This is a genomic window from Psychroflexus planctonicus (genome assembly GCF_014640195.1).
GTDB classification, from domain to species: Bacteria; Bacteroidota; Bacteroidia; order Flavobacteriales; family Flavobacteriaceae; genus Psychroflexus; species Psychroflexus planctonicus.
Map to the genome: position 1 here is coordinate 75441 of NZ_BMGM01000004.1, position 26593 is coordinate 102033.

The 26593-nt window shown below is 33.0% G+C and carries 21 protein-coding genes; 20 read left to right on the forward strand and 1 reads right to left on the reverse strand.

Features of this window, described 5'->3' with window-relative positions; translation table 11 throughout:
* Positions 1-38 precede the first annotated feature (38 nt).
* The 5 genes from IEV72_RS05270 to IEV72_RS05290 all read left to right on the forward strand — a co-directional run bounded on the left by IEV72_RS05270 (position 39) and on the right by IEV72_RS05290 (position 7156).
* On the forward strand, positions 39-1448 hold the full coding sequence (locus tag IEV72_RS05270) for an MBL fold metallo-hydrolase (RefSeq protein WP_188458050.1): 1410 nt from the start codon (positions 39-41) through the stop codon (positions 1446-1448).
* A gap of 154 nt (positions 1449-1602) precedes the next feature.
* Positions 1603-2274: a peroxiredoxin gene (locus IEV72_RS05275; RefSeq protein WP_188458051.1), complete on the forward strand. Its 672-nt coding sequence runs from the start codon at positions 1603-1605 to the stop codon at positions 2272-2274.
* Between the two features lie 144 nt (positions 2275-2418).
* On the forward strand, positions 2419-3414 hold the full coding sequence (locus tag IEV72_RS05280) for a c-type heme family protein (protein ID WP_188458052.1): 996 nt from the start codon (positions 2419-2421) through the stop codon (positions 3412-3414).
* Entirely contained in the window at positions 3401-4225 is an 825-nt protein-coding gene (locus tag IEV72_RS05285; RefSeq protein WP_188458053.1) for a carbonic anhydrase, read from the forward strand. The genes IEV72_RS05280 and IEV72_RS05285 overlap by 14 nt, the downstream gene beginning before the upstream one ends.
* Positions 4226-4339: 114 nt before the next feature.
* Positions 4340-7156: a M16 family metallopeptidase gene (locus IEV72_RS05290; protein WP_188458054.1), complete on the forward strand. Its 2817-nt coding sequence runs from the start codon at positions 4340-4342 to the stop codon at positions 7154-7156.
* Positions 7157-7791: 635 nt separating this feature from the next.
* Here the strand turns inward: IEV72_RS05290 and IEV72_RS05295 are convergent.
* Positions 7792-8724 carry a peptidylprolyl isomerase gene (locus IEV72_RS05295; protein ID WP_188458055.1) on the reverse strand — a complete coding sequence of 311 codons (933 nt, stop codon included), beginning with the start codon at positions 8722-8724 and terminating at the stop codon, positions 7792-7794.
* Positions 8725-9820: 1096 nt separating this feature from the next.
* Here IEV72_RS05295 and IEV72_RS05300 point away from each other — a divergent pair.
* The 15 genes from IEV72_RS05300 to IEV72_RS05370 all read left to right on the forward strand — a co-directional run bounded on the left by IEV72_RS05300 (position 9821) and on the right by IEV72_RS05370 (position 26592).
* On the forward strand, positions 9821-10612 hold the full coding sequence (locus IEV72_RS05300; RefSeq protein WP_188458056.1) for a polysaccharide biosynthesis/export family protein: 792 nt from the start codon (positions 9821-9823) through the stop codon (positions 10610-10612).
* Positions 10613-10621: 9 nt separating this feature from the next.
* Complete coding sequence (locus tag IEV72_RS05305; RefSeq protein ID WP_188458057.1) at positions 10622-13090, forward strand: polysaccharide biosynthesis tyrosine autokinase; 2469 nt, start codon at positions 10622-10624, stop codon at positions 13088-13090.
* A gap of 310 nt (positions 13091-13400) precedes the next feature.
* Complete coding sequence (locus IEV72_RS05310; protein WP_188458058.1) at positions 13401-14684, forward strand: nucleotide sugar dehydrogenase; 1284 nt, start codon at positions 13401-13403, stop codon at positions 14682-14684.
* 324 nt (positions 14685-15008) lie between these two features.
* The gene (locus tag IEV72_RS05315; protein WP_188458059.1) at positions 15009-15305 is read left to right on the forward strand and encodes a GIY-YIG nuclease family protein; all 297 of its coding nucleotides are present in this window, start codon (positions 15009-15011) and stop codon (positions 15303-15305) included.
* A 184-nt stretch (positions 15306-15489) separates the two neighbouring features.
* Positions 15490-15765, forward strand: a complete 276-nt coding sequence (locus IEV72_RS05320; RefSeq protein WP_188458060.1) for a GIY-YIG nuclease family protein — start codon at positions 15490-15492, stop codon at positions 15763-15765.
* Between the two features lie 6 nt (positions 15766-15771).
* Positions 15772-16758: an SDR family oxidoreductase gene (locus IEV72_RS05325; RefSeq protein ID WP_188458061.1), complete on the forward strand. Its 987-nt coding sequence runs from the start codon at positions 15772-15774 to the stop codon at positions 16756-16758.
* Between the two features lie 262 nt (positions 16759-17020).
* Positions 17021-17248: a hypothetical protein gene (locus IEV72_RS05330; RefSeq protein ID WP_188458062.1), complete on the forward strand. Its 228-nt coding sequence runs from the start codon at positions 17021-17023 to the stop codon at positions 17246-17248.
* Positions 17245-17565: a type II toxin-antitoxin system PemK/MazF family toxin gene (locus IEV72_RS05335; protein ID WP_188458063.1), complete on the forward strand. Its 321-nt coding sequence runs from the start codon at positions 17245-17247 to the stop codon at positions 17563-17565. The genes IEV72_RS05330 and IEV72_RS05335 overlap by 4 nt, the downstream gene beginning before the upstream one ends.
* A gap of 374 nt (positions 17566-17939) precedes the next feature.
* Entirely contained in the window at positions 17940-18803 is an 864-nt protein-coding gene (locus IEV72_RS05340; RefSeq protein ID WP_188458064.1) for an ABC transporter permease, read from the forward strand.
* Between the two features lie 389 nt (positions 18804-19192).
* Positions 19193-19561, forward strand: coding sequence for a four helix bundle protein (locus IEV72_RS05345; protein ID WP_188458065.1), 369 nt, complete (start codon positions 19193-19195; stop codon positions 19559-19561).
* Positions 19562-19701: 140 nt separating this feature from the next.
* On the forward strand, positions 19702-20970 hold the full coding sequence (locus tag IEV72_RS05350) for an ABC transporter ATP-binding protein (protein WP_188458066.1): 1269 nt from the start codon (positions 19702-19704) through the stop codon (positions 20968-20970).
* Positions 20971-21049: 79 nt separating this feature from the next.
* Positions 21050-21766 carry a sulfotransferase family 2 domain-containing protein gene (locus tag IEV72_RS05355; protein WP_188458067.1) on the forward strand — a complete coding sequence of 239 codons (717 nt, stop codon included), beginning with the start codon at positions 21050-21052 and terminating at the stop codon, positions 21764-21766.
* 449 nt (positions 21767-22215) lie between these two features.
* Positions 22216-23130 carry a hypothetical protein gene (locus tag IEV72_RS05360; protein ID WP_188458068.1) on the forward strand — a complete coding sequence of 305 codons (915 nt, stop codon included), beginning with the start codon at positions 22216-22218 and terminating at the stop codon, positions 23128-23130.
* Positions 23131-23957: 827 nt separating this feature from the next.
* The gene (locus IEV72_RS05365) at positions 23958-25100 is read left to right on the forward strand and encodes a glycosyltransferase (protein WP_188458069.1); all 1143 of its coding nucleotides are present in this window, start codon (positions 23958-23960) and stop codon (positions 25098-25100) included.
* 28 nt (positions 25101-25128) lie between these two features.
* Positions 25129-26592, forward strand: coding sequence for an MBOAT family O-acyltransferase (locus tag IEV72_RS05370; protein WP_188458070.1), 1464 nt, complete (start codon positions 25129-25131; stop codon positions 26590-26592).
* Position 26593 lies beyond the last annotated feature (1 nt).

The window sequence follows — 26593 nt, forward strand, 5'->3', positions numbered from 1 at the left end:
AAAACCAATCATTTAATATTGTATAAAAATTGAATAAAATGAAAGTAGAACAAATATACACAGGTTGTTTAGCACAAGGTGCTTACTATATAGAAAGTGAAGGAGAAGTTGCAATTATAGATCCATTGCGTGAAGTGCAATCCTACATAGATCAGGCAAATAAAAATAAGGCTCAAATAAAATATATTTTTGAAACCCATTTTCATGCAGATTTTGTAAGCGGACATATAACTTTAGCAGAAAAGACAGGAGCCAAAATAATATATGGACCAAACGCTCAAACTTCTTTTGAAGCATACGTAGCTAAAGACGAAGAAATCTTTCAACTAGGAAAAGTAAAGATAAAAGTTTTGCACACCCCAGGACACACCATGGAAAGCACAAGTTATTTACTACTGGATGAAAAAGGAAAAGAACATGCTCTGTTTACAGGAGATACACTCTTTTTGGGCGATGTGGGAAGACCAGATTTAGCACAAAAAGCGGCAGACATGACTCAAGAAGAATTGGCAGGAACACTTTATGATAGTTTGCGTAACAAAATTATGCCCTTACCAGATTTCATTACAGTTTATCCTGGTCATGGTGCCGGGTCAGCATGTGGAAAAAACATGATGAAAGAAACGGTAGATACTTTAGGAAACCAAAAACAATCGAATTACGCATTGCGTAAAGACATGTCTAAAGAAGAATTCATTGAAGAAGTAACAGAAGGATTGCTGCCACCGCCACAGTATTTTCCATTAAATGTAAAGATGAATAAAGAAGGTTATGAATCTATAGATACGGTATTGCATCGTGCTTTAAAAGCCTTAACCCCAGAAGAGTTTGAACTAGTTGCTAATGAAACTGGAGCTTTAGTTCTTGATGTGCGTCATGAAGATGATTTTGCCAAAGGGCATATTCCAAGCTCAATTTTTATTGGTCTTGATGGAAATTTTGCTCCATGGGTAGGAGCACTTATTGCCGATGTAAAACAACCCATTTTAATTGTGGCAGCAGAAGGAGATGAAGAAGAAGCAGTTACTCGCTTGTCTAGAGTTGGATTTGACCAAACTTTAGGGGTTTTAAAAGGTGGTTTTGAAGCATGGAAAAAAGCATCAAAAGAATATGATCGCGTCAATTCTATTTCTACGGAAAAATTTAAAGAGGTTGCTGAACAAACAGATACCAAAGTTTTTGATGTAAGAAAAGAATCAGAATACCTTTCAGAACATTTGCCCAATGCCGAAAATACACCACTCGATTTTTTAAATCAGCATTTAGCAGAATTTCCTAAAGAAGAAAACTTCTACTTGCATTGTGCGGGCGGTTACCGTTCTATGATAACAGCTTCGATATTGAAAAAACGCGGCATACACAACTTAACAAATGTAGAAGGTGGTATGGATAAGATAAAAGAAATAGGGATGAAGCTTACCGATTATGTTTGTCCGTCTACCTTATAAAAAGAGTTTGATTGTAGTTTAGGTTTATTGTTTAAAAACTGCTTCCCAAAAAGAAGCAGTTTTTTTTTATAAATTATTGTCAAAAGTAACAAAGGTTACATTTACAACTATAAGTATAAACTATATTTGTAGCAAATAATAAAAGTTTTTAACTATGGAAAATAATGTGAATTTACAAGAACAAGCAATGATTACTATGCCTAGAATCGGTGATCAAGCTCCAGATTTTAATGCTGTAACTACGCAAGGAAACATTAAATTATCAGATTTTGCAAAAGACAAATGGATAGTTATGTTTTCTCACCCTGCAGATTTTACGCCAGTTTGTACAACAGAAATGAGTGGTTTTGCTGAACGCAAAGCAGAATTTGAAGCTCTAAACACCGAGCTCTTAGGTTTGAGTATCGATTCAATTCACTCGCATATTGGATGGGTGGACAGCGTTAAACAAAACACAGGAGTCTATATGGATTTCCCAATTATAGCTGATATAGATATGAAAGTATCTAAGCTATACGGAATGCTTCAGCCCAACGAAAGTGAAACAGCAGCAGTTAGAGCGGTTTTCTTTATCGATCCAAAAAAGAAAATTAGATTAATCATGTACTATCCATTAAACATTGGTAGAAACATGGATGAAATCTTACGCGCCTTAGAAGCACTTCAATTTTCAGATAAAAATGGTGTTGCTTGTCCATTAGATTGGAAAAAAGGAGATAAAGCCATTGTGCCACCACCAAAAAATTTAACCGACTATGAAGCGAGGTTAAAAGATGATAGTGTTGAAAAAACCACATGGTACTTAGCCAAAAAGCAAATTGATTAAGTAATTCAGTTTTGCTAAAAAAAACAAGCCGTCTCGATTAATTTTGAGACGGCTTTTGTGTTTCAAAATAAAATTAGTTTCTCTTGTAACTTTTGTTACCTTTAAGTTTGAAGACAAAACTTAATTTTGATCAAATTTTCAACTATGAAACAGGTACTTCCTTTGTTTTTTTTGCTTTCACTCTTAAGCTGTAAAAACAACGAAAAAAAAGACAATTATTCTACAGTAGAAGATGTAAAGTTAGACGAAACCAGTCTCGCACAAAAGGCTAAACAAAACATGCAAAACAAATGCTATGTTTGCCACAATCCTAGTTCTTCAGAAAAAAATAGAGTAGGACCACCCATGGCAGCTATCAAGGCAAGATACATGAAGGATGCTTCAAACAAAGAAGAATTTATTTCTGCGATGTGGAATTTTGTTGAAAAACCTTCCAAAGAAAAAGCAAAATTAAAAGGTGCCGTAAAACGATTCGGTGTGATGCCTTATCAAAAATACAATCAAGAAGAAATTGAAGCCATTGCAGCTTTTATCTACGATTACCAAATTGAAGAACCCGAATGGTTCAAAGCGCATTGGGAAGAACGCCACGGAACATATTCTCAATCGGGTAAAAAACTCGCAGAAGTAGAAACCGACCAAAAAGATTACCAACAAATCGGGATGAAATACGCTAAATCTACCAAAGCGGAGTTGGGTAAAAATTTAATGGGAGCCATTCAAAAAGAAGGTGTACTTCATGCGTTGGAATTTTGTAATGTACAAGCCATGCCTATCACCGATTCCATGGCAAGGTTTCATCAAGCGACCATAAAACGGGTTTCAGATAAAAATAGAAATCCGTCTAACAAAGCAAATGCTACCGAATTAGAACATATATCATTTTTCAAAGATGTCCTAGCACAAGGAAATGAACCCAATCCAATTGTAGAAGAAGATGAAAATTCAGTTCATTTCTATTATCCAATTGTTACCAACGATATGTGTTTAAAATGCCATGGTAAACCAGGCCAGCAAATAGAACAAAAAACCTACGACAAGGTTTTAGAATTGTATCCGAATGACAAAGCCATTGGTTACGATGTAAATGAAGTTCGTGGAATTTGGAGTATAGAATTTGATACAAATGAAGCCAAATAAGCTTATTTTTCTAGTAATTGTTTCTGTTTTTTGGGCTTGTCAAAATGCACATCAAGAACCAAAAGAAAACAATGCATCCATCCAAAAATCAATAAAAGACAAGGTTTCAATTGAAACCGAAAAAAAACAGCACGACTGGTCTTACGAAGGGGAAACAGGACCCAGCCATTGGAGCGAGCTGGAAGAAAATTCATTTTGCAACGGAAATTTTCAATCGCCTGTAAACATTGTAAAATACAAAAGGGATAAACGTTTAAAACCTATCGATTTTCATTATTCAAAAGAAACGATTTTGCATGATGTGGTCAATAATGGTCACACTATTCAATATGATTTTGAGCCAGGCGATTATGTTGTTTTTGAAGAAGAAAGCTTTCAATTGAAACAATTTCATTTTCACGAACCAGCCGAGCATACCATTGATGGTGTTCGCTACCCAATGGCTATTCATTTAGTGCATCAAAATGAAACTGGAGCATTTTTAGTGATGGAAATTCTGGTAAAAGAAGGCAAAAGCAGCAAACCTTTCGATTTTCTTGAAAGTTTTTTACCCATTGCCAACGGCGAAACCAAATTGGTAAATCAAGCTTTTGATATGAATTTAAATTTACCCAAAAACAAAGGCTATTTTACTTATGTTGGCTCTTTAACCACACCGCCATGTACAGAAGGTGTACGATGGATTATTTTTAAGGAGTCCATCACCGTTTCTTTGGAACAAGTAGAATTGCTGAAATACTTAATGCCGATTCAAAATTTCAGAAATGAACAACCCATTCACGGAAGAGTCATTTTGCAAACAAGCTTTTGATATTTTTAAAGGCTTGACATCCAACAACAGAATTTTCTGATTATCCATTTCTTAGTTTACAACATTTGTTTATTTTTAACGTTTAATTCTTATATTAACTTAAAATATTAACAAATGAAAAATTTCAAAATTTCAATTTTAATCTTGTTTTTGTTGCCTTCACTCTTGTGGAGTCAAGATTTTCAAGATTTATCCAAAGAATTACCAGTCGATGAAAACGTTCGCATCGGAACCTTAAAAAACGGCTTGACGTATTACATCAGAAACAATGAAAAACCAGAAGATAAAGTAGATCTTCGTTTGGTTCTAAAAGCAGGTTCAATTTTGGAAACCGATGAACAAAAAGGACTTGCTCATTTTATGGAACACATGTGTTTCAATGGAACGGAGCGTTTTCCAAAAAACACCTTAGTAGATTATTTGCAAAGTATTGGAGTAAAATTTGGTCAGCACTTAAATGCATACACCAGTTTCGACGAAACCGTCTATTTTCTCCCAATCCCAGCAGACGATAAAGAAAAAGTAAACAAAGGCTTTCAAATATTAGAAGATTGGGCATTCAACACCGTTTTAACTCCAGAAGAAATAGACAAAGAACGTGGCGTTGTTTTGGAAGAATACAGAATTGGCTTAGGCGCTAACAAACGCATGATGTCTGAATACCTTCCGAAATTAATGCATAATTCCAGGTATGCAGAACGACTTCCAATTGGAGAAAAAGAAATTATTGAAAACTTTACCTATGATAAACTGACTTCCTTTTATAAAGATTGGTACAGACCCAATTTAATGAGTGTAATTGTGGTTGGTGATGTAGATGTAGAAGAAATGGAGAAAAAAGTAAAAAAACATTTCGCTAAATACAAAAATCCTAAAAACGAAAAACCAAGAAAATATTACGGGCTTCCAGGTCATGAAGAAACTTTGGTTTCTGTAGTTACTGATCCAGAAGCTACGGGCACTAATGTGCGAGTAATGTATAAAGATGAAGAAAAAGACCCAGCCACAAAAACACTAGGAGATTTTAGAGAAAACATGCTGAAAAGTCTTTTTTCATCAATGTTGAACAACAGATTAAGAGAAAAATCCAACGAAAGTAATCCACCTTATACCTATGCATATTCATTCCATGGAAGCACTTATGCCAAAGACTACAAGGCTTTCCAATCTTTTGCTATGACAGCAGAAGACAAACAATTAGAAGCCTTACAAGTAATTATGGAAGAAAACGCTAGAGCCAAAAAATTTGGATTTAGCGCTTCTGAATTCGAACGTGCAAAAGAACAATTATTGTCCCGAGCAGAATCATCTTACAATGAAAGAGATAAAAAGAAATCTTCGCAATATGTTTCAGCATACCAAAATAACTTTTTAGAAGATTCTCCACTTTTATCGGAAGAATATACTTTTGATGCCTACAATCACTTTATGCCAACAGTACAATTAGAAGAAGTAAATCAGTTGGCTAAAGATTTAATCAAAGCGCAAAATACGGTTGTTATTTTAACGGGACCAGAAAAAGAAGGATTAACTCCACCAACAGAAGATGAAGTTTTAGCAGTTTTGGATATTGATGAAAGCAATCTAGAACCTTATCAAGATTCAGAAATAGCAGAAAGCTTAGTTAGAAACCCACTACCAAAAGGAGAAATAACCGCCAAAGAAACAAATGAGACTTTAGGGACAACGGTCTATACTTTGAGTAATGGAGCAAAACTTACGGTGAAGCCTACGGACTTTAAAAATGATGAAATCATGTTTAGAGCCATCAGCTATGGCGGTTCTAATTTATTGAGCAATGAAGATTACAAAGAAGTGCAATGGGCTTTAAGCGGTTTAAACGAAGCAGGAATCGCCGGAATGAATCAAAATGATTTAAATAAATTTATGTCTGGAAAAGAAGCAAATTTACGCATGAGTATTGGCTCTACCACAGAAAGTATGTTTGGAAGTACAAGACCAAAAGATTTTGAATTGCTGATGCAAATGGTGTATGCGAATTTCACCGACTTAAATTATGATGAAGAAGCTTTTGAAACATTTAAAACCAAGCAGAATTCATTTTTTTCTAATATGTCTGCCATGCCACAGTTTTATTATCAAGAGCAGTTTTATGGGTATTTAATGGAAGACAATCCAAGATTTAACGGAATGCTACCTTCTGAAGAAGATTGGGAAAATACCAATTATAAAAAAGCATATGAATTTTATCAGCAACAATTTTCCAATGCTGGCGATTTTCACTTTTTCTTAGTTGGAAATGTAGATTTAAATGAAGTAGAAGAATTAGCAAAAACCTACATTGCATCCTTACCTGCCAAAGATAATGCTGACAAAATGATTGATTTAGGCTACCGCATGAAAAATGGAGAAATTAAAAAAGTAGTTAAAAAAGGAACCGATCCGAAAAGTACAGTAAACATTATGATGTACGGAGATGTCGAGTACGATTCTGGTGAAGCACTCGCCATGAAAGCTTTAGGAGAAATATTAAGCATTAAATTGATAGAAGAATTAAGAGAAAATGAAAGCGGTGTGTACGGAGTTTCAGCAAGAGGCTCCATGAATAAAATGCCTTATGCATCTTATAATTTTTCCATTCAATTTCCTTGTGGACCAGAAAATGCAGAACAATTAACCAATTCAGCCTTAAAAGAGCTGGATAAAATTATTGCTGAAGGGCCAACTGCAAAAGATTTAGAAAAATTCAAAGAAGCACAAAAAGTAGAATTTAAAGAAAAGTCCAAGGAGAATAATTTTTGGATGGGACAGCTAACTAATGCATATACAGACCAGAAATCTCCAGATAAAATGTTAGAATATCTAGAGCGTGTTGAAGCACTCGAAGCAAACAAAGTTCAGGAAGTTGCTAAAAAGTATCTAACCAAAAACCGTATAATCGGCATGCACATGCCTGAAGATGAAAGTTAAAAAATAGATTAATTTATTGCAGTTGAATTAAAACACCCTGATTGGTAATAACCAATCAGGGTGTTTTTGTAAATACCTAAATTTCCATTCTTTGCGAAAAGCTTAGCGACTCTGCCTATGCCGACAGGTAGGTTTGCGTAAAAAATATATGCAAAACTCTAATAATGAATTATTCATATCATATTGAAGATTTTTTGTTACTGATCAATCACATTTTTTTAAAATAATTCTTCGCGTCTTTGTGCCTTTGCGAGAAAAATAGATATAAAACTCTAACAATGAATTATTCATACAATATTGAAGATTTTTTTTATACTGATCAATCACATTTTTTCAAAATAATTCTTCGCGTCTTTGTGTATAAACCTTTTGCCAGTAGATCGGTTTCCGAGAATTTATGTTTTAGTTAGTGTTTTTATGGAACTCAATTTAAGGTTGAATTGGTATAATTTAAACTATCCACTTCAGTGAATCCCCTTTAGCTTCTATAATCTTATTTAACGACACGAATACCCAAAAACTAATGTTTTATATTTATAAAACATTAGTGCATTCGTGGCAAAACAGACTTTTAGCCTGCTATCAAACCTATAGTCTTCAGGTCTATAGTGATTGATTAAAAATTCAACTAAAATCTATTTCACAGCCACCAATTCCACGTCAAAAATTAAAATAGAATTTACAGGAATCACTCCGCCAACGGCTTGATTACCATATCCTAATTTCGGTGGAATAACGAAACGCGCCTTACTGCCAACGTTCAATAATTGAATACCTTCATCCCAGCCAGCGATTACTTGACCTACTCCTAAAGGAAACTCGATAGGTTGTTTTCTGTTGTAAGAAGAATCGAAAGTTTTTCCGTTGAGTAAACTTCCTTTATAGTGTACTTTTACAATATTTCCTTTTTTAGCTCGAATGCCATCGCCTTCGTGTATAATTTGATAACGCAATCCAGACTCCGTTTCCTGAAATCCTTTGCTAACTTCATCAAGTTTTTGTTGTAATGCTGCTTTTTCTTGTTCAGCTTTCTTTTCTTTTTCTGCTTTTAAGTTTTCGAACGCATGCACAGCATCAAATTTTTGAGCAGCATCTCCAATGCGGAGGATTTCCACTTTTTCAATTACATCGCCTTGCTCAATAACATTTACTACATCCAGACCTTCTACAACATAACCAAAAACGCTGTGCTTTCCATCCAACCATGGAGTTGCTTTATGAGTGATAAAAAACTGACTGCCGTTGGTTCCTGGACCTGCATTCGCCATAGACAATACACCTGGGCGGTCGTGTTTTAAATCGGGGTGAAACTCATCATCAAATTGATATCCAGGGTTTCCAGTGCCATTCCCTTTTGGGTCTCCACCTTGAATCATAAAATCAGGAATTACCCGATGAAATTGTAATCCATCATAGTAAGCTTCACCACTTGGTTTTGCTTCGTTTTCTATTTTTCCTTCAGCTAATCCAACAAAATTTCCAACGGTAGCAGGAGTTTTATCAAAAGTGAGTTCTATCTTTATTAAACCTTTATTGGTCTGTAATTGCGCGTATAATCCTTCTTTCATTTCAGTAAATTTTTTAAAGGTGCAAAAGTAAGTTTTTATTTCAAAAGACCCTAAACCAATTTTAGCAATACGGATTTCAATTTTTTGTGGTAAAATGAAGAGACAATTGGTTAATTTTTATGAGGCTTAAATTTAGTTAAGATTTTGCAGCTTTTATAAACTTATTAAACGCCACGAATACTCGAATAGTTAAGGTTTGTACTTCAAAACATTAGTGCATTCGTGGTAAAACAGACTTTCATTCAATAATCAAACCTATGGACTTAATTGCATAGTGATTGAGTCATTTCTTGCTTAGACGTATCACACAAGTAATCTAGTTTATTATGTAAGAGCATCCCCTTGAGGGGATTTTAGGGGTGTTTTGTGAATACATAAATTTGCATTCTTTGCGAAAAGCTTATCGATTCTCCCTTTGCCAGCAGTTAGGTTTGCTAGAAAAATATATGAAAAGTAGAGATATCTGATGTTTAAATTGGTATAATTTACTATCCACTTAAGTGAATCCGCTTTAGCTTCTAAAAACTTATTAAAAGCCACGAATACACGAATAGTTTAGATTTGTACTCTAAAACATTAGTGCATTCGTGGTAAAACAGACTTTCATTCAATAATCAAACCTATGGAATTTAAGTGCATTGTGATTGAGTATCATTGTTTACATCAATCTTCGCTTAACAGCAATTTAGCGAGAATTTAAAATTTCAGGATAAAGAAATTAAGTAATTAAAAAACTTCTTCCCTTAGAGGAAAGACTAGAGATGGGTTTTTTTCACCATAAAGAAAAAACCTAATCCAAACTTTTTCCCTAACCTGTACTGAGCTAAGTCGAAGCACTTGTGCTGAGCTAAGTCGAAGCAAGGGAAACTAGCGATGGATAAAAGTTATTTGTTCACAATCAACTACATATACAATAGTTTGTCAGGTCGAGCAAAGTCGAGACATCAATAAAAAGCATTTTATAGGTAGTATTTTTAATAGAAAAACGCTTATAAACCTTTTCTTGGACAATACTTATTTATATATCACTTTTTAAGTCTTTTTATTTTTGCTTTGAAAGTGAAAACGTATATTTGCTAACTTAAGAATGTGTTAAATGAGCAGAAACTTTTTGGTTTTATCATTGTTGTGTTTGGTTTTAGCTTCGTCCTGTATCAGCAGAAAACAAATTACTTATTTGCAACAAGGAGATGAGGATTTAACAGATTCATTAATCAGTTTGCAAAAATTACAGGAGCCTTACCGTGTGCAAATTAATGATTTATTGAGCATTCGTGTAAAAGCATTAGATCAGGAATTAGTGAGTATTTTTAATCCAGTAACCGATGCAAATGCAACGGCTACTACTGAAGAATCTGCCTATTTCGATGGTTATAAGGTAGATCGACAAGGTGAAATACGTATTCCTAATTTGGGAAAAATAAAAGTAATAGGTTTAACTCTTGAAGAAATTGAGCAATTAGTTGAAAAGGAATTGTTGGACAAATCCTTTAAAGAAGAAGCCAATTTATATGTCACCGTTCGCTTACCTGGTATACGTTACACCACATTAGGTGAGTTTGGAAGTCAAGGAGGTCAGGTGTTTTATAGGCCTGAAGTAACACTTACAGAAGCTGTGGCAAATGCAGGTGGTTTTAATTTAACAGGCGATATGCGAAACTTAGTCATTTTAAGACAGTATCCTGATGGCAAACGCATTCACCATGTAGATATGACGAGTATAGATGCTATAAATTCCCCTTACTATTATATTCAACCTAATGATGTGCTGATAGCAAATCCTTTGCCGCAAAAAACTTTAGGTTTAGGTGAAAACGCTTTTTCAACAATCACTTCATTGATTGGTATAATTACTACATTTTCAATTTTATTTATCCGTTTTAATTAGTAGCATAATATGGCAGAAGAAGATGAATTTGAAATTGGCGATGTAACGGGTAATTTTGACATCAAAGGCTTTTTGTTCAAGCTGCTAAGTTATTGGTGGATATTCCTAGGTAGTATAAGTATTGGTTTGTTTATTGCGTATTATATAAGTGTACGTAAGCTTCCTATTTTCGAGATGTATAGTATGGTCGAAATTAAAGACAATTCAAACCCTTTGTTTACTTCTAACACTAGTCTTACTTTTAATTGGGGAGGAAAATCGAACAAGGTAACTTCTACTATAATTGCATTACAGTCTAGAACCCATAATGAACGGGTGGTTAAAAACCTAGAGTACTACATTGAGTACCTGAAAATGGGTGAGTATCAATTGGAAGATGCGTATGGAATTACACCTTTTAGGATTCAGCAAGACACCTCGGCTTACCAATTACAGAATCAGTTGTTTAAAGTCACAATTCTTAATGAAAAGGAATACGAATTAAGTTTTGAATCAGAACTTCCGTTTACGGGTAACTTCTTTAATTATTATAAAGAAGATGTAGAGACGGAACGCATTGATTCCGTCAGTTTTACTAAAAAATACCGTTTTAACGAAAGTGTAAATACCTTCTTTTTTAAAGGAAAGCTAAACAAAATTCAGTTAAAACGTCCACCAAAAAAAGGATCTGAATACTTTTTTAAGTTTACTTCCTTACACGGAAAGGTAGGTAAATACCAAAATATTAAAGTCGAGATAAAAGATGGTTCTTCGGTAATTAATCTAGGCTTAACGGGAAACAATAAACACCGAATGGTAGATTACCTTAACGGTACCGTAAATGAGTTGAGCAAGCTAATGCTAGAAGAGAAAAACTTATTTGCTACCCGTACCATTCAGTTTATCGATTCTATGTTAATCGATCGAGGAGACGAATTGCAACTGGTGCAAAACGAATTAGACCAGTTTAAAACCGAACGCAATATATTTGATCTAGATGCGGAAAGCGAATTGCTTAGAAGTAGATTAACTGCTTTAGATAACGAAGAGCGTCAAATGATCCGCAGTATCGATTACTACGAAAACCTAAAGGAATACTTGGTCAATAAAACCGATTATTCAGATATTCCTGCTCCTTCGGTAACAGGTATACAAGAATCCAGTATAAGTTCTTTAGTCCAACAAATCGTTCAATTATCCAACCGTCGAAATCAGCTGAGTTTTACCGCCCAAGAAGGTAACCTGAACCTGATTGAAATTGACCGAGACATTGAGTCCTTGAAAAATGTATTGTTAGAAAACATCGACTCTTCCTTAAAATTACTCGATAAAGATTTAAAACGTATCGGTAAGGAAGTAATGGAATTGGAAGAAGAAGTACGAGAGTTGCCTCAGGACCAACAAGATTTAATGAAAATTGAGCGTAGATACGATTTAAGCCGCGCCACTTACGATCTATTCTTAACCAAAAAGAATGAAGCCAAATTAATTAAAGCAGCCAGCGTAAGCGATATTAAAGTTATCGACATTGCCAAAGATACAGGTGGAGGAAAAATTGGTCCAAATAATCAGCTGAACTACGTAATGGCGATTTTGTTTGGAAGTTTAATACCGCTTTTGTTTGTCTTTGTCGTTGTTTTACTAGATAATAAAATAAACAATCCACAAGATATTGAAAAGAAATCTAATATTCCAATTTTAGGAGTAATAGGTAAATCGCCAATAGCAGGAAATTTAGCTGTACTTAAAAAACCACGTGGTGCTGTTGCGGAAAGCTTTAGAGCTATAAGAACAAGCCTGCAATTTACATTTAAGAAAGATACAAATAAATCATCTAAAGTAATTATGTGTACTTCATCTATATCAGGTGAAGGGAAGACCTTTACATCTATCAATATTGCTTCTGTATTGTCATTAAGTGGTAAAAAAACTGTTTTAGTCGGGCTTGACCTTCGTAAACCTAAAATATTTGATGATTTTGGAATCAATAACAAAATTGGTGTCGTAAACTACCTTATCGGTCAGAATGGTTTAGATGAAATTAAACAAAATTCTGGTTACGATAATCTAGACATCATTACATCAGGGCCAATTCCTCCCAATCCATCAGAGTTAATAATCAATGACCAGATGGACGAATTAATAGCTAAATTAAAAGATCGATATGATTACGTTATCATAGATACACCACCAATTGGTTTGGTTTCAGATGCTTTAAACATTATAAAATATGTAGATACCACGCTTTATTTAGTTAGACAGAATTATACGAAGAAAGGTATGTTAGCCATTATCAACGAAAAATACAAACTAGGCGAAGTGAAAAACATAAGTTTCGTCATGAATTTCTTTGAACAAAAAGCCAAATATGGTTATGGTTACGGCTATGGCTATGGTTACGGCTATGGATACGGATACGGGAAATATGGTGACGGATACATTGCTAGAGACAAAAAAAGGAGCTTTCTTAGCAAATTGTTTAGGAGAAAAAAGAATTAAGATTTTAGGAATTAGAAATTAGCTATTAGCCATTAGATATTAGAAATGAGATATTAGAAATAAGAATTATTAACTAACAGAAAACTTCAATGAAGTAGCAATTTATAATTGCGTAATTGCCTGCCCAATCTGTCGATGTATCGATAGTTATGGGAATTAATCCCGAGAAACGAAGTGAATCGGAAAGAAAACAAAAAAACAAAAAACAGAAAACAGAAAACAAACTACCAACTAAATACAAAAAATTAACTTTAGGCTGAGTCTTCCGATCTAAAGTCGGGATGTATCGAAGCCAACTAACAACTATACCATGAATACTAACCACACTATTGCAATTATCGGACTCGGTTACGTTGGCTTACCGCTTGCCGTTGCCTTTGCAGAAAAATACAGGGTAATTGGTTTTGATATCAACCAAGAGCGAGTAAAAGAGCTTCAAGCAGGACATGACCATACGCTAGAAGTAGAAGATAAAGAGCTAAAAGAAGCCCTGAATAATGAAGAATTTGGGCTAAAAATTACAGCAAATTCTAAGGATTTAGCTGATGCTAACTTCTATGTAGTTACCGTACCCACCCCAACCGACAAAAATCGCCAACCCGTTTTAACCCCTTTAACTAAAGCCAGTGAAACCATTGGCAAACAACTGAAAAAAAAGGACATTGTGGTATACGAATCAACTGTTTACCCGGGCGTTACAGAAGAAGTATGTGTGCCTGTTCTTGAAGAAGTTTCAGGTTTAAAAATGAACACAGATTTCTATGTAGGTTATTCACCTGAACGCATCAATCCAGGCGATAAAAAACACACGGTTACAAAAATACTTAAAGTAACATCAGGTTCAACTCCAGAAGTGGCCAAGGTAGTAGATGATGTGTATGCTTCAGTTATAACAGCGGGTACACATCTTGCACCGAGTATTAAGGTAGCAGAAGCGGCCAAAGTAATTGAAAATTCACAAAGAGATATCAACATTGCTTTTGTGAATGAATTGTCTAAAATTTTCAGGTTATTGGGAATTGATACTGACGATGTATTAGATGCAGCAGCAACCAAATGGAATTTCACCAAATACACTCCAGGATTAGTCGGCGGACATTGCATTGGTGTAGATCCATATTACTTAGCGCAAAAAGCACTTGAAGTAGGCTATAATCCTGAAATTATTCTTTCAGGGAGAAGAATGAATGACGGTATGGGCAGATATGTGGCTAATGAAGTTATTAAATTGATGCTAAACAAAGAAGCCAAAGTAAAAAATGGAAATGCCTTGGTTTTAGGAATTACATTCAAAGAAAACTGTCCTGATACCAGAAATACAAAAGCCATTGATGTTATTGAAGAGTTAAAAAGCTACAATATGCATGTAGATGTATGCGACCCTTGGGCTAATCCGCAAGAAGTGAAACAATTATTTGGGATTGATTTAATAAGCGATTGTAAATCCTTAAGCAAAAAATACGATACCATTGTGTTGGCTGTATCGCATGCCGAATTCTTAAACTTAGATTTCGATGCTTTAACCGCAGACCACAATGTGATATTTGACGTGAAATCTTTTTTACCTAAAGATATTATCGACGGAAGATTATAAAATGATCAGGTAAATTGTCATTCCGTTTAAAATTTGTGTCAATAAATTTTATACGGAATCTCAAGACATTAACCTAATGCTTATTTTAAGCTTTCAATCCATAAAACCAAGCCGTATATAAAAAGAAACAGGCTTTTTATAAAATCTTAAAAATTAGCATTTAAGTTTTTTTTATAAGTTCGAGATAACTGTATATTTGAGCTTGATTTAAAAAAATATCAGCTAAAGTCAAATGTAAATTGGGACTAGCTATGGCGAAGCCGTGGGAAAATTCTCCTAGTCTACGAAGGGTGAATCTAACCTAAATCTTAGATCCTACTAATCATGCCTAAACGAGCACATCATTGTTACTGCGTTTACATCATGACCAACAAACCCAAAGGAGTTTTATACATAGGAGTAACAGGAGGTATAGATGACCGAATTGAACGACACAAAGCAGGCAAAGGAAGCAAGTTTACCAAAAAATATAATTTAGATAAAGTAGTTTACATCGAAGAGTTTCAATACGTAAACGACGCCATTGCAAGAGAAAAGCAACTAAAAAGGTGGCATAGACAATGGAAAATTAATTTGATAGAGCAAGATAACCCAAAATGGGATGACTTAAGACCAAGTTAATTGGATTACGAATTCATGAGATGCTGAAATAAATTCAGCATGACAGTTTTTTTTGAATTGTCACCCTGAATTTATTTCAGGGTCTCATTATCACAACCTAAATCATGACACAAAACAAAAACATATCAACAAATAAATTCTTAATCACCGGAGGCGCAGGGTTCACCCTGTGAAATAATGGCAAATGTTAGAAAACTTCTATTATACATATGTACTAGAAAGTTTAAAAGATGGTAAAAAATATACGGGTTACACATCAAATTTGCCATTAAGACTTGAGCGGCATAACTCAGGTCAAGTTACTTCGACTAAATACAGAAGACCACTAAAAATAATATATTTTGAAGCATGTTTAAGCCAACAAGATGCAATAAAAAGAGAAAAATATTTAAAAACATTTTACGGTAAACAATTCATAGGCAAAAGGCTCAAGTCTTATTTCACTAGTCAAGAAGAATAATAATTTATGACACACAATGATAATATAGCAAATAATACTTTCTTAATCACCGGAGGTGCAGGGTTCATTGGCTCCAACATCGTTGAATTTCTCCTTCAAAACAATTGCCCCAAAGTAGTGGTGCTCGATAACCTATCCAATGGCTATTACCACAACATCAAAGAATTTGAAAATCATCCGAATTTTGAATTCATAGAAGGTGATATATGTGATTTGGAAACTTGCAAGAAAGCCATGACCGGTATCGACATTGTATTGCATCAAGCAGCGCTTGGTTCAGTTCCGCGTTCTATTAACGATCCGATTACAACCAATAAAGTCAATATCGATGGATTTCTAAATATGCTCGTGGCACAAAAAGAATCTAAAACCGTTAAACGCTTGGTGTATGCCGCTTCATCTTCCACTTATGGCGATTCAAAAGCACTTCCCAAAGTAGAAGAAAATATCGGAAAGCCGCTTTCACCTTATGCAGTAACCAAATATGTAAATGAATTGTATGCTGATGTATTCGCAAAAACCTATGGTTCAGAAATAATTGGCTTGCGTTACTTTAATGTATTTGGACCCAAACAAAGTCCAAATGGAGCTTATGCTGCGGTAATTCCACTATTTATGCAAGCGCTAAAAGACGAAAAAGCACCCACCATGAATGGTGATGGCGAGCAAACCAGAGATTTTACTTTTGTAGAGAACGCTATACAAGCCAACATCAAAGCAGCTTTTGCACCCAAAGAAGCCACTAACCAAGTGTATAATGTAGCCTTTGGCGAACGCATCAGTTTAAATAAGTTATGGGAAGATTTACAAGCTATTTCAGGGATCCAACTACAAGCCAATTACGGTCCGCCACGACAAGGAGACGTCCGTGATTCCTTAGCAGACATTTCCAAAGGAAAAAAATTATTAGGATACGACCCTGAGTTTTCCGTAAAGGATGGGTTGAAAATCACGTGGGAGAAGTTCAGCTCCTCAATTCCCAAAGGGGAATAAGCAAATTTCACCTGTCATTCCGTAAAATTTCCCAAGAAATTTATGCGGAATCTCATGAATCTAAACATAAAATAATTATTGAAAATACCGCATTATGTTTTAGCATCGAGCTAGTTTATACTGAGCGAAGTCGAAGTAGAGTCGAGATGCATTTCAACTAAAAACCAACAATTACAAACTAATAACGACCAACGACCAACTAAAATTACCAACTAATAACTACAGGCTAATAACTACCAACTATCAACTAAAGCACAGCAAAATGAATCGAGAAAAATTGATACAACAAGCTACTCAAAATTTACAGTATTTACCTGAGAGTAAACTTAAAGATGTGAGTGATTATGTTGAATACTTACTGAGTAAGCTAGATAATCAGATAGTACAGAAAAATATTGAGCAATTAGCTACAGATGCTAAAACATTCGACTTTTTAGCTGATGACGATGACTTGTATGATGAATCAGATTTAAAAGAACGTTTTAAGTGAAAAAAGGAGATATTGTACTAATCCCATTTCCATTTACTGATTTATCTGGAATTAAAAAACGACCAGCAGTAATTTTAGTGGAAGCTAAAGATGACATAACGGTAAGTTTCATGACAACTCAATTAAAGTGGAAAACTAATCATGACATGATTATTAAACCTACAGAATTAAATGGTCTAAAAATGAATTCACTCCTCCGAGTTGGGAAAATAGTTACCTTAAATAAAAATTTAGCCATTGGGAAACTAGGAGAATTAAAACATGCGGAAATAGCAGATTTAAATAATTCCTTAATCAGTTTGCTGAAACTGAATTAAAAATCACGTGGGAAAAGTTCAGCCCCTCAATCCACAAAGGAGAATAAGCAAATTTCACCTGTCATTCCGTAAAATTTCCCAAGAAATTTATGCGGAATCTCATGAATCAAAGCCAGGACTTAAAGCAAACTTAATTTGAATTGTAAAAAAAATAATTCACTAAGCTAAACACCCAACTTTCCCGATAATTATCGGGACTCCCTTACTTCGGTTTAACTCAGCGCAAGCAAGGGAGAAATTAATTCAAATCTTTAAAGTTATCAGCTTAGAAATAAGATTTCCTAATTAAAATCCCCCTTCGGGGGTTTGGGGAAACCAACTAACAGCTAAAAGCTACGAGCTAATAACTACCAACTAACAACATTGTACAAAAGATGAACAAAACAGAATCTAAGGAATGGCTTTACGAGATCAACTCAGAAAAAAGCTTATTCGATTTTAACTTTAAAGAAATATGGCGCTATAAAGACCTATTAGTGCTCTTTGTAAAACGAGATATTGTTACCGTATACAAGCAAACCGTTTTAGGGCCATTATGGTTTTTAATTCAGCCACTTTTTACTTCAGTCATCTTTACTTTAGTATTTAATAATGTAGCCAATATACAAACCGGTACAGTGCCCAGTTTTTTGTTTAACCTGGCGGGAATCACAGCTTGGACGTATTTTAAAGAATGCCTGACAGGAACATCTAATACTTTTACAAAAAACGCAAGTATTTTTGGAAAGGTGTATTTTCCAAGAGTAATTATGCCCATGTCCATTACTGTTTCTAACTTATTAAAGCTCGGCATACAGCTAAGTATTTTTATCGGGTTTTATATTTACTTCGTACTTTCAGGAAGTCCTGTGAATCCCAATGCCAACTTAGTTTTATTCCCGGCTTATGTATTTATCATGGGAACAACAGGCTTAGGTTTGGGAATGATTCTTTCCGCTATGACCACCAAATACCGAGATTTAACCGTTTTGATAGGCTTTGGTGTGCAGCTGTTAATGTACATCTCTGCTGTTCCTTTCCCTATGGGGGAAATTTTAGAAAAGAAACCCGAATATTTCTGGGTATTTAAATACAATCCCTTAGCACAAATTATAGAAGGCTTCCGTTATATGACCTTAGACACAGGAATGTTCACCTGGTGGGGATTCTTTTACGCACTTGGTTTTTCATTAGTGGTTTTCTTTTTGGGCTTAGGAATTTTTAATCGCACAGAAAAGAGTTTTGTAGATACGGTTTAGCAGCGAAGCTGCGGTTGGCAGTTCTTAGTTGTCCGTTGACAGTTGTCCGTTGACAGTTGTTCGTTGTGATTTAACCGATAACCGATAACCGAAAACAGATAACTGATAACAGATAATCTAACCGTTGACAGTTGTCCGTTGTCCGTTGTCCGTTGTCCGTTGTGAGTTAACCGAAAACAGCTAACCGATAACCAATTACAGATAATCTAATCGTTGACAGTTGTTCGTTGTCCGTTGTGAGTTAACCGAAAACAGAAAACTGATAACTGATAACAGATAATCTAACCGTTGACAGTTGACAGTTGTCCGTTGTCCGTTAACCGAAAACAGCTAACCGAAAACAGCTAACCGAAAACAGCTAACCGATAACCGAAACCCGATAACCGAAAATGAAATCTTACAAAGACTTAGAAATTTATCAACTTGCATTTCAATATGCTATTGAAGTTCACAAGTTAACTCTGTTATTGCCTAAGTTTGAATTATACGAACAAGGGAGTCAAGTAAGAAGATCATCAAAAAGTATTAAGGATACAATTGCTGAAGGTTATGGGCGAAGAAGATATAAACAGGAATTTATTCGTTTTTTAATTTTTTCTCATGCTTCATTAATAGAGTGTAAATCACAACTTGAAATGTTAACGATATTATATTCAGATATAAATTTTAAACAGATGATTGAAAAATACGATAATTTAGGAGCTAGAATTTATAAATTTATAGAGTATGTTGAAACAAGTTGGAAGACAAAGAAGTAGACAGTTGTCCGTTGTGAGTTAACCGAAAACAGATAACTGAAAACCGCCAACCGACAACCGACAACCGAAAACAGAAAACCAAAAAGAGACAACCGATAACAGCCAACCGAAAACTGCCAACCGAAAACACAACCAAAAAAATGAACAACATAATTCTAAAAGCCGAAAACATCTCCAAACAATACCGACTTGGTTTGGTGGGGACGGGGACAATGAGTCACGACCTGAATAGATGGTGGCACAGAGTACGTGGGAAAGAAGACCCGTATTTGAAAATTGGCGCAGAAAACGACCGCTCTAAAAAAGCTGAAAGTGACTACGTTTGGGCATTGCGCGATATTAACTTTGATGTATATGATGGAGATGTGCTAGGTATTATTGGTAAAAACGGCGCTGGTAAATCTACTTTGTTGAAGATTTTATCGCGGGTAACCACACCCACCACCGGAAGCATTAAAACCAAAGGCCGTATAGCTTCTTTGTTAGAAGTAGGTACCGGTTTTCATCCAGAATTAACAGGAAGAGAAAACATTTACCTAAACGGTGCTATTTTAGGCATGACCAAAGGTGAAATTAAAGCCAAGGAAGAAGAAATTATAGACTTCTCAGGTTGCGCCATGTATATTGATACACCTGTAAAACGCTACTCGTCAGGAATGCGTGTACGACTCGCTTTTGCGGTTGCCGCGCACCTAGAACCTGATATTTTAGTAGTAGATGAAGTCCTAGCCGTGGGCGATGCCGAATTCCAAAAGAAAGCCATTGGGAAAATGAAAGATATTTCTGGTAACGACGGCAGAACGGTTTTGTTTGTGAGCCATAATATGGCGGCGGTGAAGAGTTTGTGTACAAGAGGTGTTGTGCTGGAGAACGGTAAAGTGGCTTTTGAAGGTGGCACGGATGAGAGTGTAAGTTTTTATTTAAGCAAAAAGGAAGAAAATAAATTAGTTAATTTTCCTATTTTGTTTGAAGGCGGGCAAATAAATTCCTTTGAAGTCTTAGATTTTATGGGTAATGAATCAAACCTTTTGTTAGGTGAAAGTTGTAAGTTTAATTTACAACTGCGTATTAAAAACCCTAAAAAGGCAAAAATAAATATCAGATACCAAGTATTTGATAAGGAAGAGAAATTAATTACAACATTAAATGCTATGCACCTAAATGCTAATAAAGTTTTGAAAAGTGAAATACAAAATTTTGTTTGTTCAATAAACAACTTAAGATTAGCACCAGGTACCTACTCTCTCGGAATCGTGATATTAGATTTAAATTTAAGAAAATATTTTTATAAAAATAATGACTTTTATGACTTTACTGTAGAATCTGGAGATGTTTTTAAAACTGGTAAGCTACCAAGCAAGGAAAATATAGGGGTATACCTATCTGACCAAGATTGGAATATAGATTAGTTTAAAATATTTTGATATTAGATACTTTAAACTAAATTATTTAAATACACTATAAATTAACAATATAATTAAGCTAAAAATGCCTTACGATAAAAAAAATAAATTTATTTTCATTCATATTCCAAAAGTTGCAGGAACAAGTATAGAGAAACATCTTGGTATATATTACAAAAATAAAAGTTTCTCAACTGAATTAGGATTCGGGAAGTTTGAAGCTAATAATATAGTTTATTCGCTTCAACATATCACATTAGCACAATTATTGGAGTTGAATTTGTTAACGAAAGCTGATGTTAATAATTTCTTTAAATTTTGTTTTGTACGTAATCCATGGGATAGAGCTGTTTCGGGTTTCAAATGGCATAAAAAGATTAAAAATAAAAAAATTACTTTCAGAGAATACCTATTACTTTGTAAAAAACATTTTCATACGAATCAGGATAATAGATCAATGAATTTAGAAAACTGTCATTTTTTACCACAATCTTGGTATGTTTTCGACAGAAAAAAAAGTTTGTTGGTAGATTTTGTAGGTAAATATGAAACGCTTCAAACAGATATGAATTTTGTTTTAACTAAATTAAATATGGAATTAAGTGAACTACAAAATCATAATAAAAGTAAAAAAATACCTTATTTTTTTTATTATTATGATATTAGAAATATATTTTTAGTGAAAAAAATTTACAAGGAAGATATAGTGAATTTTAAATACTTTTTTTTTAAATCAAACTCTTTAAGTCTTTTTTTTCAAAGACTATTATCTAAATATAAAAATAAAATCAAAAACTTATAACATTGAATTGAGATGTATAAACAAAAAAAATGCTATTTACTATTAACAACTATCCCTGTGACGGTATTCAAAAAAAAATTTATTATTAGTAAAATATTATAAAAGAAAAGTTGTAAAGATTTATTTTTTTGAATAATAAATTAGATCATGAATTTTTTTTGTAATGAATCAAATTAAAATGATTTCAAAATTATCAACGTGAAATTTATAAAAAATCAATATTGGGCTAAATATTTATGGCGATTAAAAGGATATGTGCCGTATGTCAAGGCTAAACTATTAATACGATTTTTGTTGAATGGCTTGGAATAAGACGGCAATATGATATCCCAGATTTTGTATTAAAAAGAAAACATTAAATACAATATGCAATTTATTACTCAATTATTCTAGCTATATTATGAATCAACAAAAAAGACAATAAATTTATTTATTTTCAGTTTTAATTTATGAAAAAATTTATTTATCAGAATATACTATTTTTTTTACCGTTGATTTTAATCGCTTCAGGTGTTGAATTATATAATAGAGTGAACAATACATTTTATGCGAAAGCGAAGTATGTGAAAAAATATCAAAAATCTATAGAAGTATTAATTCTTGGTTCTTCTCAAACATGGAGAGCGATAAATCCTGAATATATGACAATTAAAAGTGCTCCACTCGCTCACGGTGGCAGTAGTTTAAATATTGACTACCTACTATTTAAAAATTTTATTGAGAATTTACCAAATCTTAAAGTTGTTCTGTTAGAGACTTCTTACCATACTTTAGACGATTATCGTAATGTGGAATGGAGCAAAAATCATTTATTCTGGATATATTATGGAGTTAATAATTATGGAAGCCATATACCTAAATCTGATTATTTCTTACTTACAGCTAACTATAAAGAATATTTTAAAAAAACATGGACATCTTCAATATTTCCTGAATTTGGTAAATTTAATAAGTATGGCTACATCACTACAGCTAGTGAAACATTAGAAACTGGACATTATGACTCTTTAACCTTAAAAAAAAGACATTCATTTGAAAACATACAAAACTACAATAAGAACAAAGATTTACTTAATGAGATAATTGATATTTGTGAAGAGAAAAAAATTGATATTGTTTTTTTCTCTCCACCAAAATATTATACATATAATAACTACAATAACATAAATAAATTAGCACGAAGAGATTCATTAATTTCATTTTATGAAAATAGAAATAATATACATGTTTGGAACTATGAAAAAAAGTGGGAAAAAGACACTAAAATATTTTATAACGAAGACCATTTGAATACCAATGGATCTAAAAAGATTACAATAGAAATTGATGCAAAACTGAAAAAAATCATAAAAGCACGTATATAAAATTTTATCAAGAATTGGTTTGATAGCGCTAAACTTAATGATTTAAGTTTGCGTTAAATTTTATACTTAACAAAAAGATGCATAATATAAAATCACCTACTTTTCATACACTAACACCTTTTGAGTGAATAAACAGTGAGCAAGAAATCGTTTTAGAAAAAAATATAAAGTAAGAAATACACCAATTAGAAGATTTGTTTTAGGGATAATTAGTATTTGATACTAGATTTATTTCTGTCGTATAAATCCTCTTTAATTCATTATTATGTTGTGCAAAAGTTCATTATAATATTTTTCTGTTTTTTAAATCCTATCTATTTTTACATATACTTAAAGGGTTTTTATGTTTCAAAATTATGCACACTATTTCTTATATTAAATGTTAGTTTCAAAGTGAGTGCTTATGTAATATTAAAAACTAATCCTGGGAGATTTATTAATTTTTTTGATTTTTATGTTTATAAATAATTATCATGTTTTATTAGAAAATTGCCGTTATCAAAAAAAGTAAATAAACAAATACCTTTTTAGCACGCATATTTAATTAGAGAATTTTTAAAGTTCTTTGGCTTTTATGATTCTCTAATTAAAATTCACTAAAAATATTTAAAAAAACTTTTTAATAAAATTTATCGGAAACTTCCAATTAATTATAGTGTTAAATTGCAAACTAAATTAAATAATAGTCTTAAAAATAATGTTCCAGTTGATTATTTTGAAGAAAGTAATCAAATACTTAAAAAAAGAATAAATTTTAATAACAAAATTAAAGCAAATAGGTTATTAATAAGCTTGGTTAAGATTTAAACTATACTATTCTAAATATCATGGCTAATCAAAAAAAAATCTTATTCGCGATAAATCATCTCACTTATGGTGGTATACAAACACAAGCAATTACTTTAGCAAAAGAATTTAGAAGTAGAGGCGCAAAGATTTATTTTTTTTGGACGGATAAGTTTGATGATGATTTTGTAGATAGAGAATTAAGACAGAATGGCTTTGAAATTATTGATGGAAAATTTATAAAAAATCAATATTGGGCTAAATATTCAAGGCATTTAAATCGGTATGTTCCTTTAATCAAAGCTATACTTTTAATGAGATATTACCGCATTGATTATATTATACCATATCATAATCCACTATGTTATTTTTTTGGTGCTATTCATCCATATACATCTGCAAAACTAACTGTCTATCATATCAGAAATACAGTTTTAGAAAATGAACCAAAACAATCTTGGCAATTTAAAAAAGCACTAAATCATGCTTCTATAATTATTGCTAATTCTAATCATGCCAGATTAAAGTTTAAAGAAGTATATGGTAAACATTACGATTTAAATATAAGAACCATTCACAATGGCATTAAGTTAAGAGAAATAGATAATAACACTGATTGGAAGACATTTTTTAAAGTTAAAGACTATAACTTTATAGTTACATCTTTAGCTAATTTTTTTAAAGATAAGGATTACACAACTATTTTTAAGGCTTGGAGTATATTTATTAAAAAAACAAATTCTAAATCTATTTTATTGGTTGCAGGAGATGAAGGTATAGAAGGTTTTAAGCTACGCTATCAATCCGAAGTTCAAAATCTAGGTCTTGAAAATAAGGTTAGATTTATTGGTAGAACATCATATAATTTGGAGTTACTATCCATATCCAATTGTAATATTTTAAGTACTTTAAATGAAGGATTACCCAATAGTGTTATTGAAACTCTAGGGATGAAGACACCCTTTATAGGTGCAAAAGTAGATGGTGTTGAAGAAGTTGTAGGTGAAAATTATCCTATTCCAAGGTTTGCCGTAGGAGACCACCAACAACTAGCTGACATATTGTTTAAACTATATAATAGAGAATATAGTTTAGAAGAAATTAATTCCTATTCATCTAAAAGGTTTCAAAAATTTTCAATTGATAAATTATTGAAAGAATATTCTAAAATTATAAAAGTTTAGTAAATACTTCTAAACATCGCCTACTATTATGATATTCAACTCACTTGATTTTGGGATATTTCTGCCAATAGTATTTATATTATATTGGTTTGTATTTCAAAAACATTTAAAAGCACAAAATGCCTTAATTGCTTTAGCAAGCTATTTATTTTATGGTTGGTGGGATTGGCGGTTTTTAAGTTTAATCATCTTTAGTTCTGTTATAGACTATGTAATTGGCTTACGACTCCAAAAAACAGATTTAAAACACCAACGGAAATTATTACTCTGGACAAGTGTGTTTGTAAATCTCGGATTTCTTGGCTTTTTTAAATACTTCAATTTTTTCATAGATAATTTTGTAGAAGCTTTTAGTTTCTTTGGTTACCAAATTCCGAATACAAGTTTAAACATCATATTACCTGTCGGTATTAGTTTTTACACCTTTCAAACCTTAAGTTATACCATAGATGTGTATCGAAAACAATTAAAACCAACAAAAGATTTTATAGCCTTTACTGCCTTTGTTAGTTTCTTTCCACAACTTGTGGCTGGCCCTATTGAACGTGCCACTAATTTATTACCACAATTTTACAAGAAACGTGAATTTGATTATGCTAATGCTGTACTGGGGATGCGTCAGATTTTGTGGGGTTTATTTAAAAAGGTCGTTATAGCTGATAATTGTGCAAGGTTGGCCAATGAAATATTTAATAATTCAGCCGATTATGGTGGTACCACATTAATTTTAGGAGCGTTAATGTTTACTTTTCAAATTTATGGTGATTTTTCAGGATATTCAGATATTGCCATTGGCACATCAAGACTCTTTGGGTTTAAACTGATGAAAAACTTTGCATTTCCTTATTTCTCGAGAGATATAGCAGAGTTTTGGCGTCGTTGGCATATTTCTTTATCCACATGGTTTCGCGACTATCTCTACATTCCGTTAGGTGGCAGTCGCGGCGGTACGGTAATGAAAGTGAGAAATACATTTATTATTTTTGTGGTTAGTGGCTTTTGGCATGGAGCTAATTGGACGTTTATCGTTTGGGGAGCCTTAAATGCAATTTATTTTTTACCCTTATTACTGCGTAACAAAAACAGAGTACATACAGGAGAGATTGCTGAAAACAGGTTGTTTCCAAGTTTTATTGAATTGAAAGGGATGTTGGTTACGTTCAGCTTAACTGTTCTAGCTTGGGTTTTTTTTAGAGCTGAAAACATCAGTCATGCAGTTCAATATTTATATGATCTTTTTTTAGGTATTGGGAGTTATAAAAATATTTTTATCACATATAATTTGTTAAAAGACTTTAATCTCACACTATTGTTAATTCTTATTTTATTTGTTTGTGTTGAGTGGTTTGGCAGAAAACAAGAATTTGCACTAGAAAAAATGAATAGAATATCAGGTAGACCATTTAGGTGGTTAGCTTATTTTTCTATAATATTAATAATAGGGATATTTATGCCTACCGAAGAAACCCCTTTTATATATTTTCAGTTTTAGT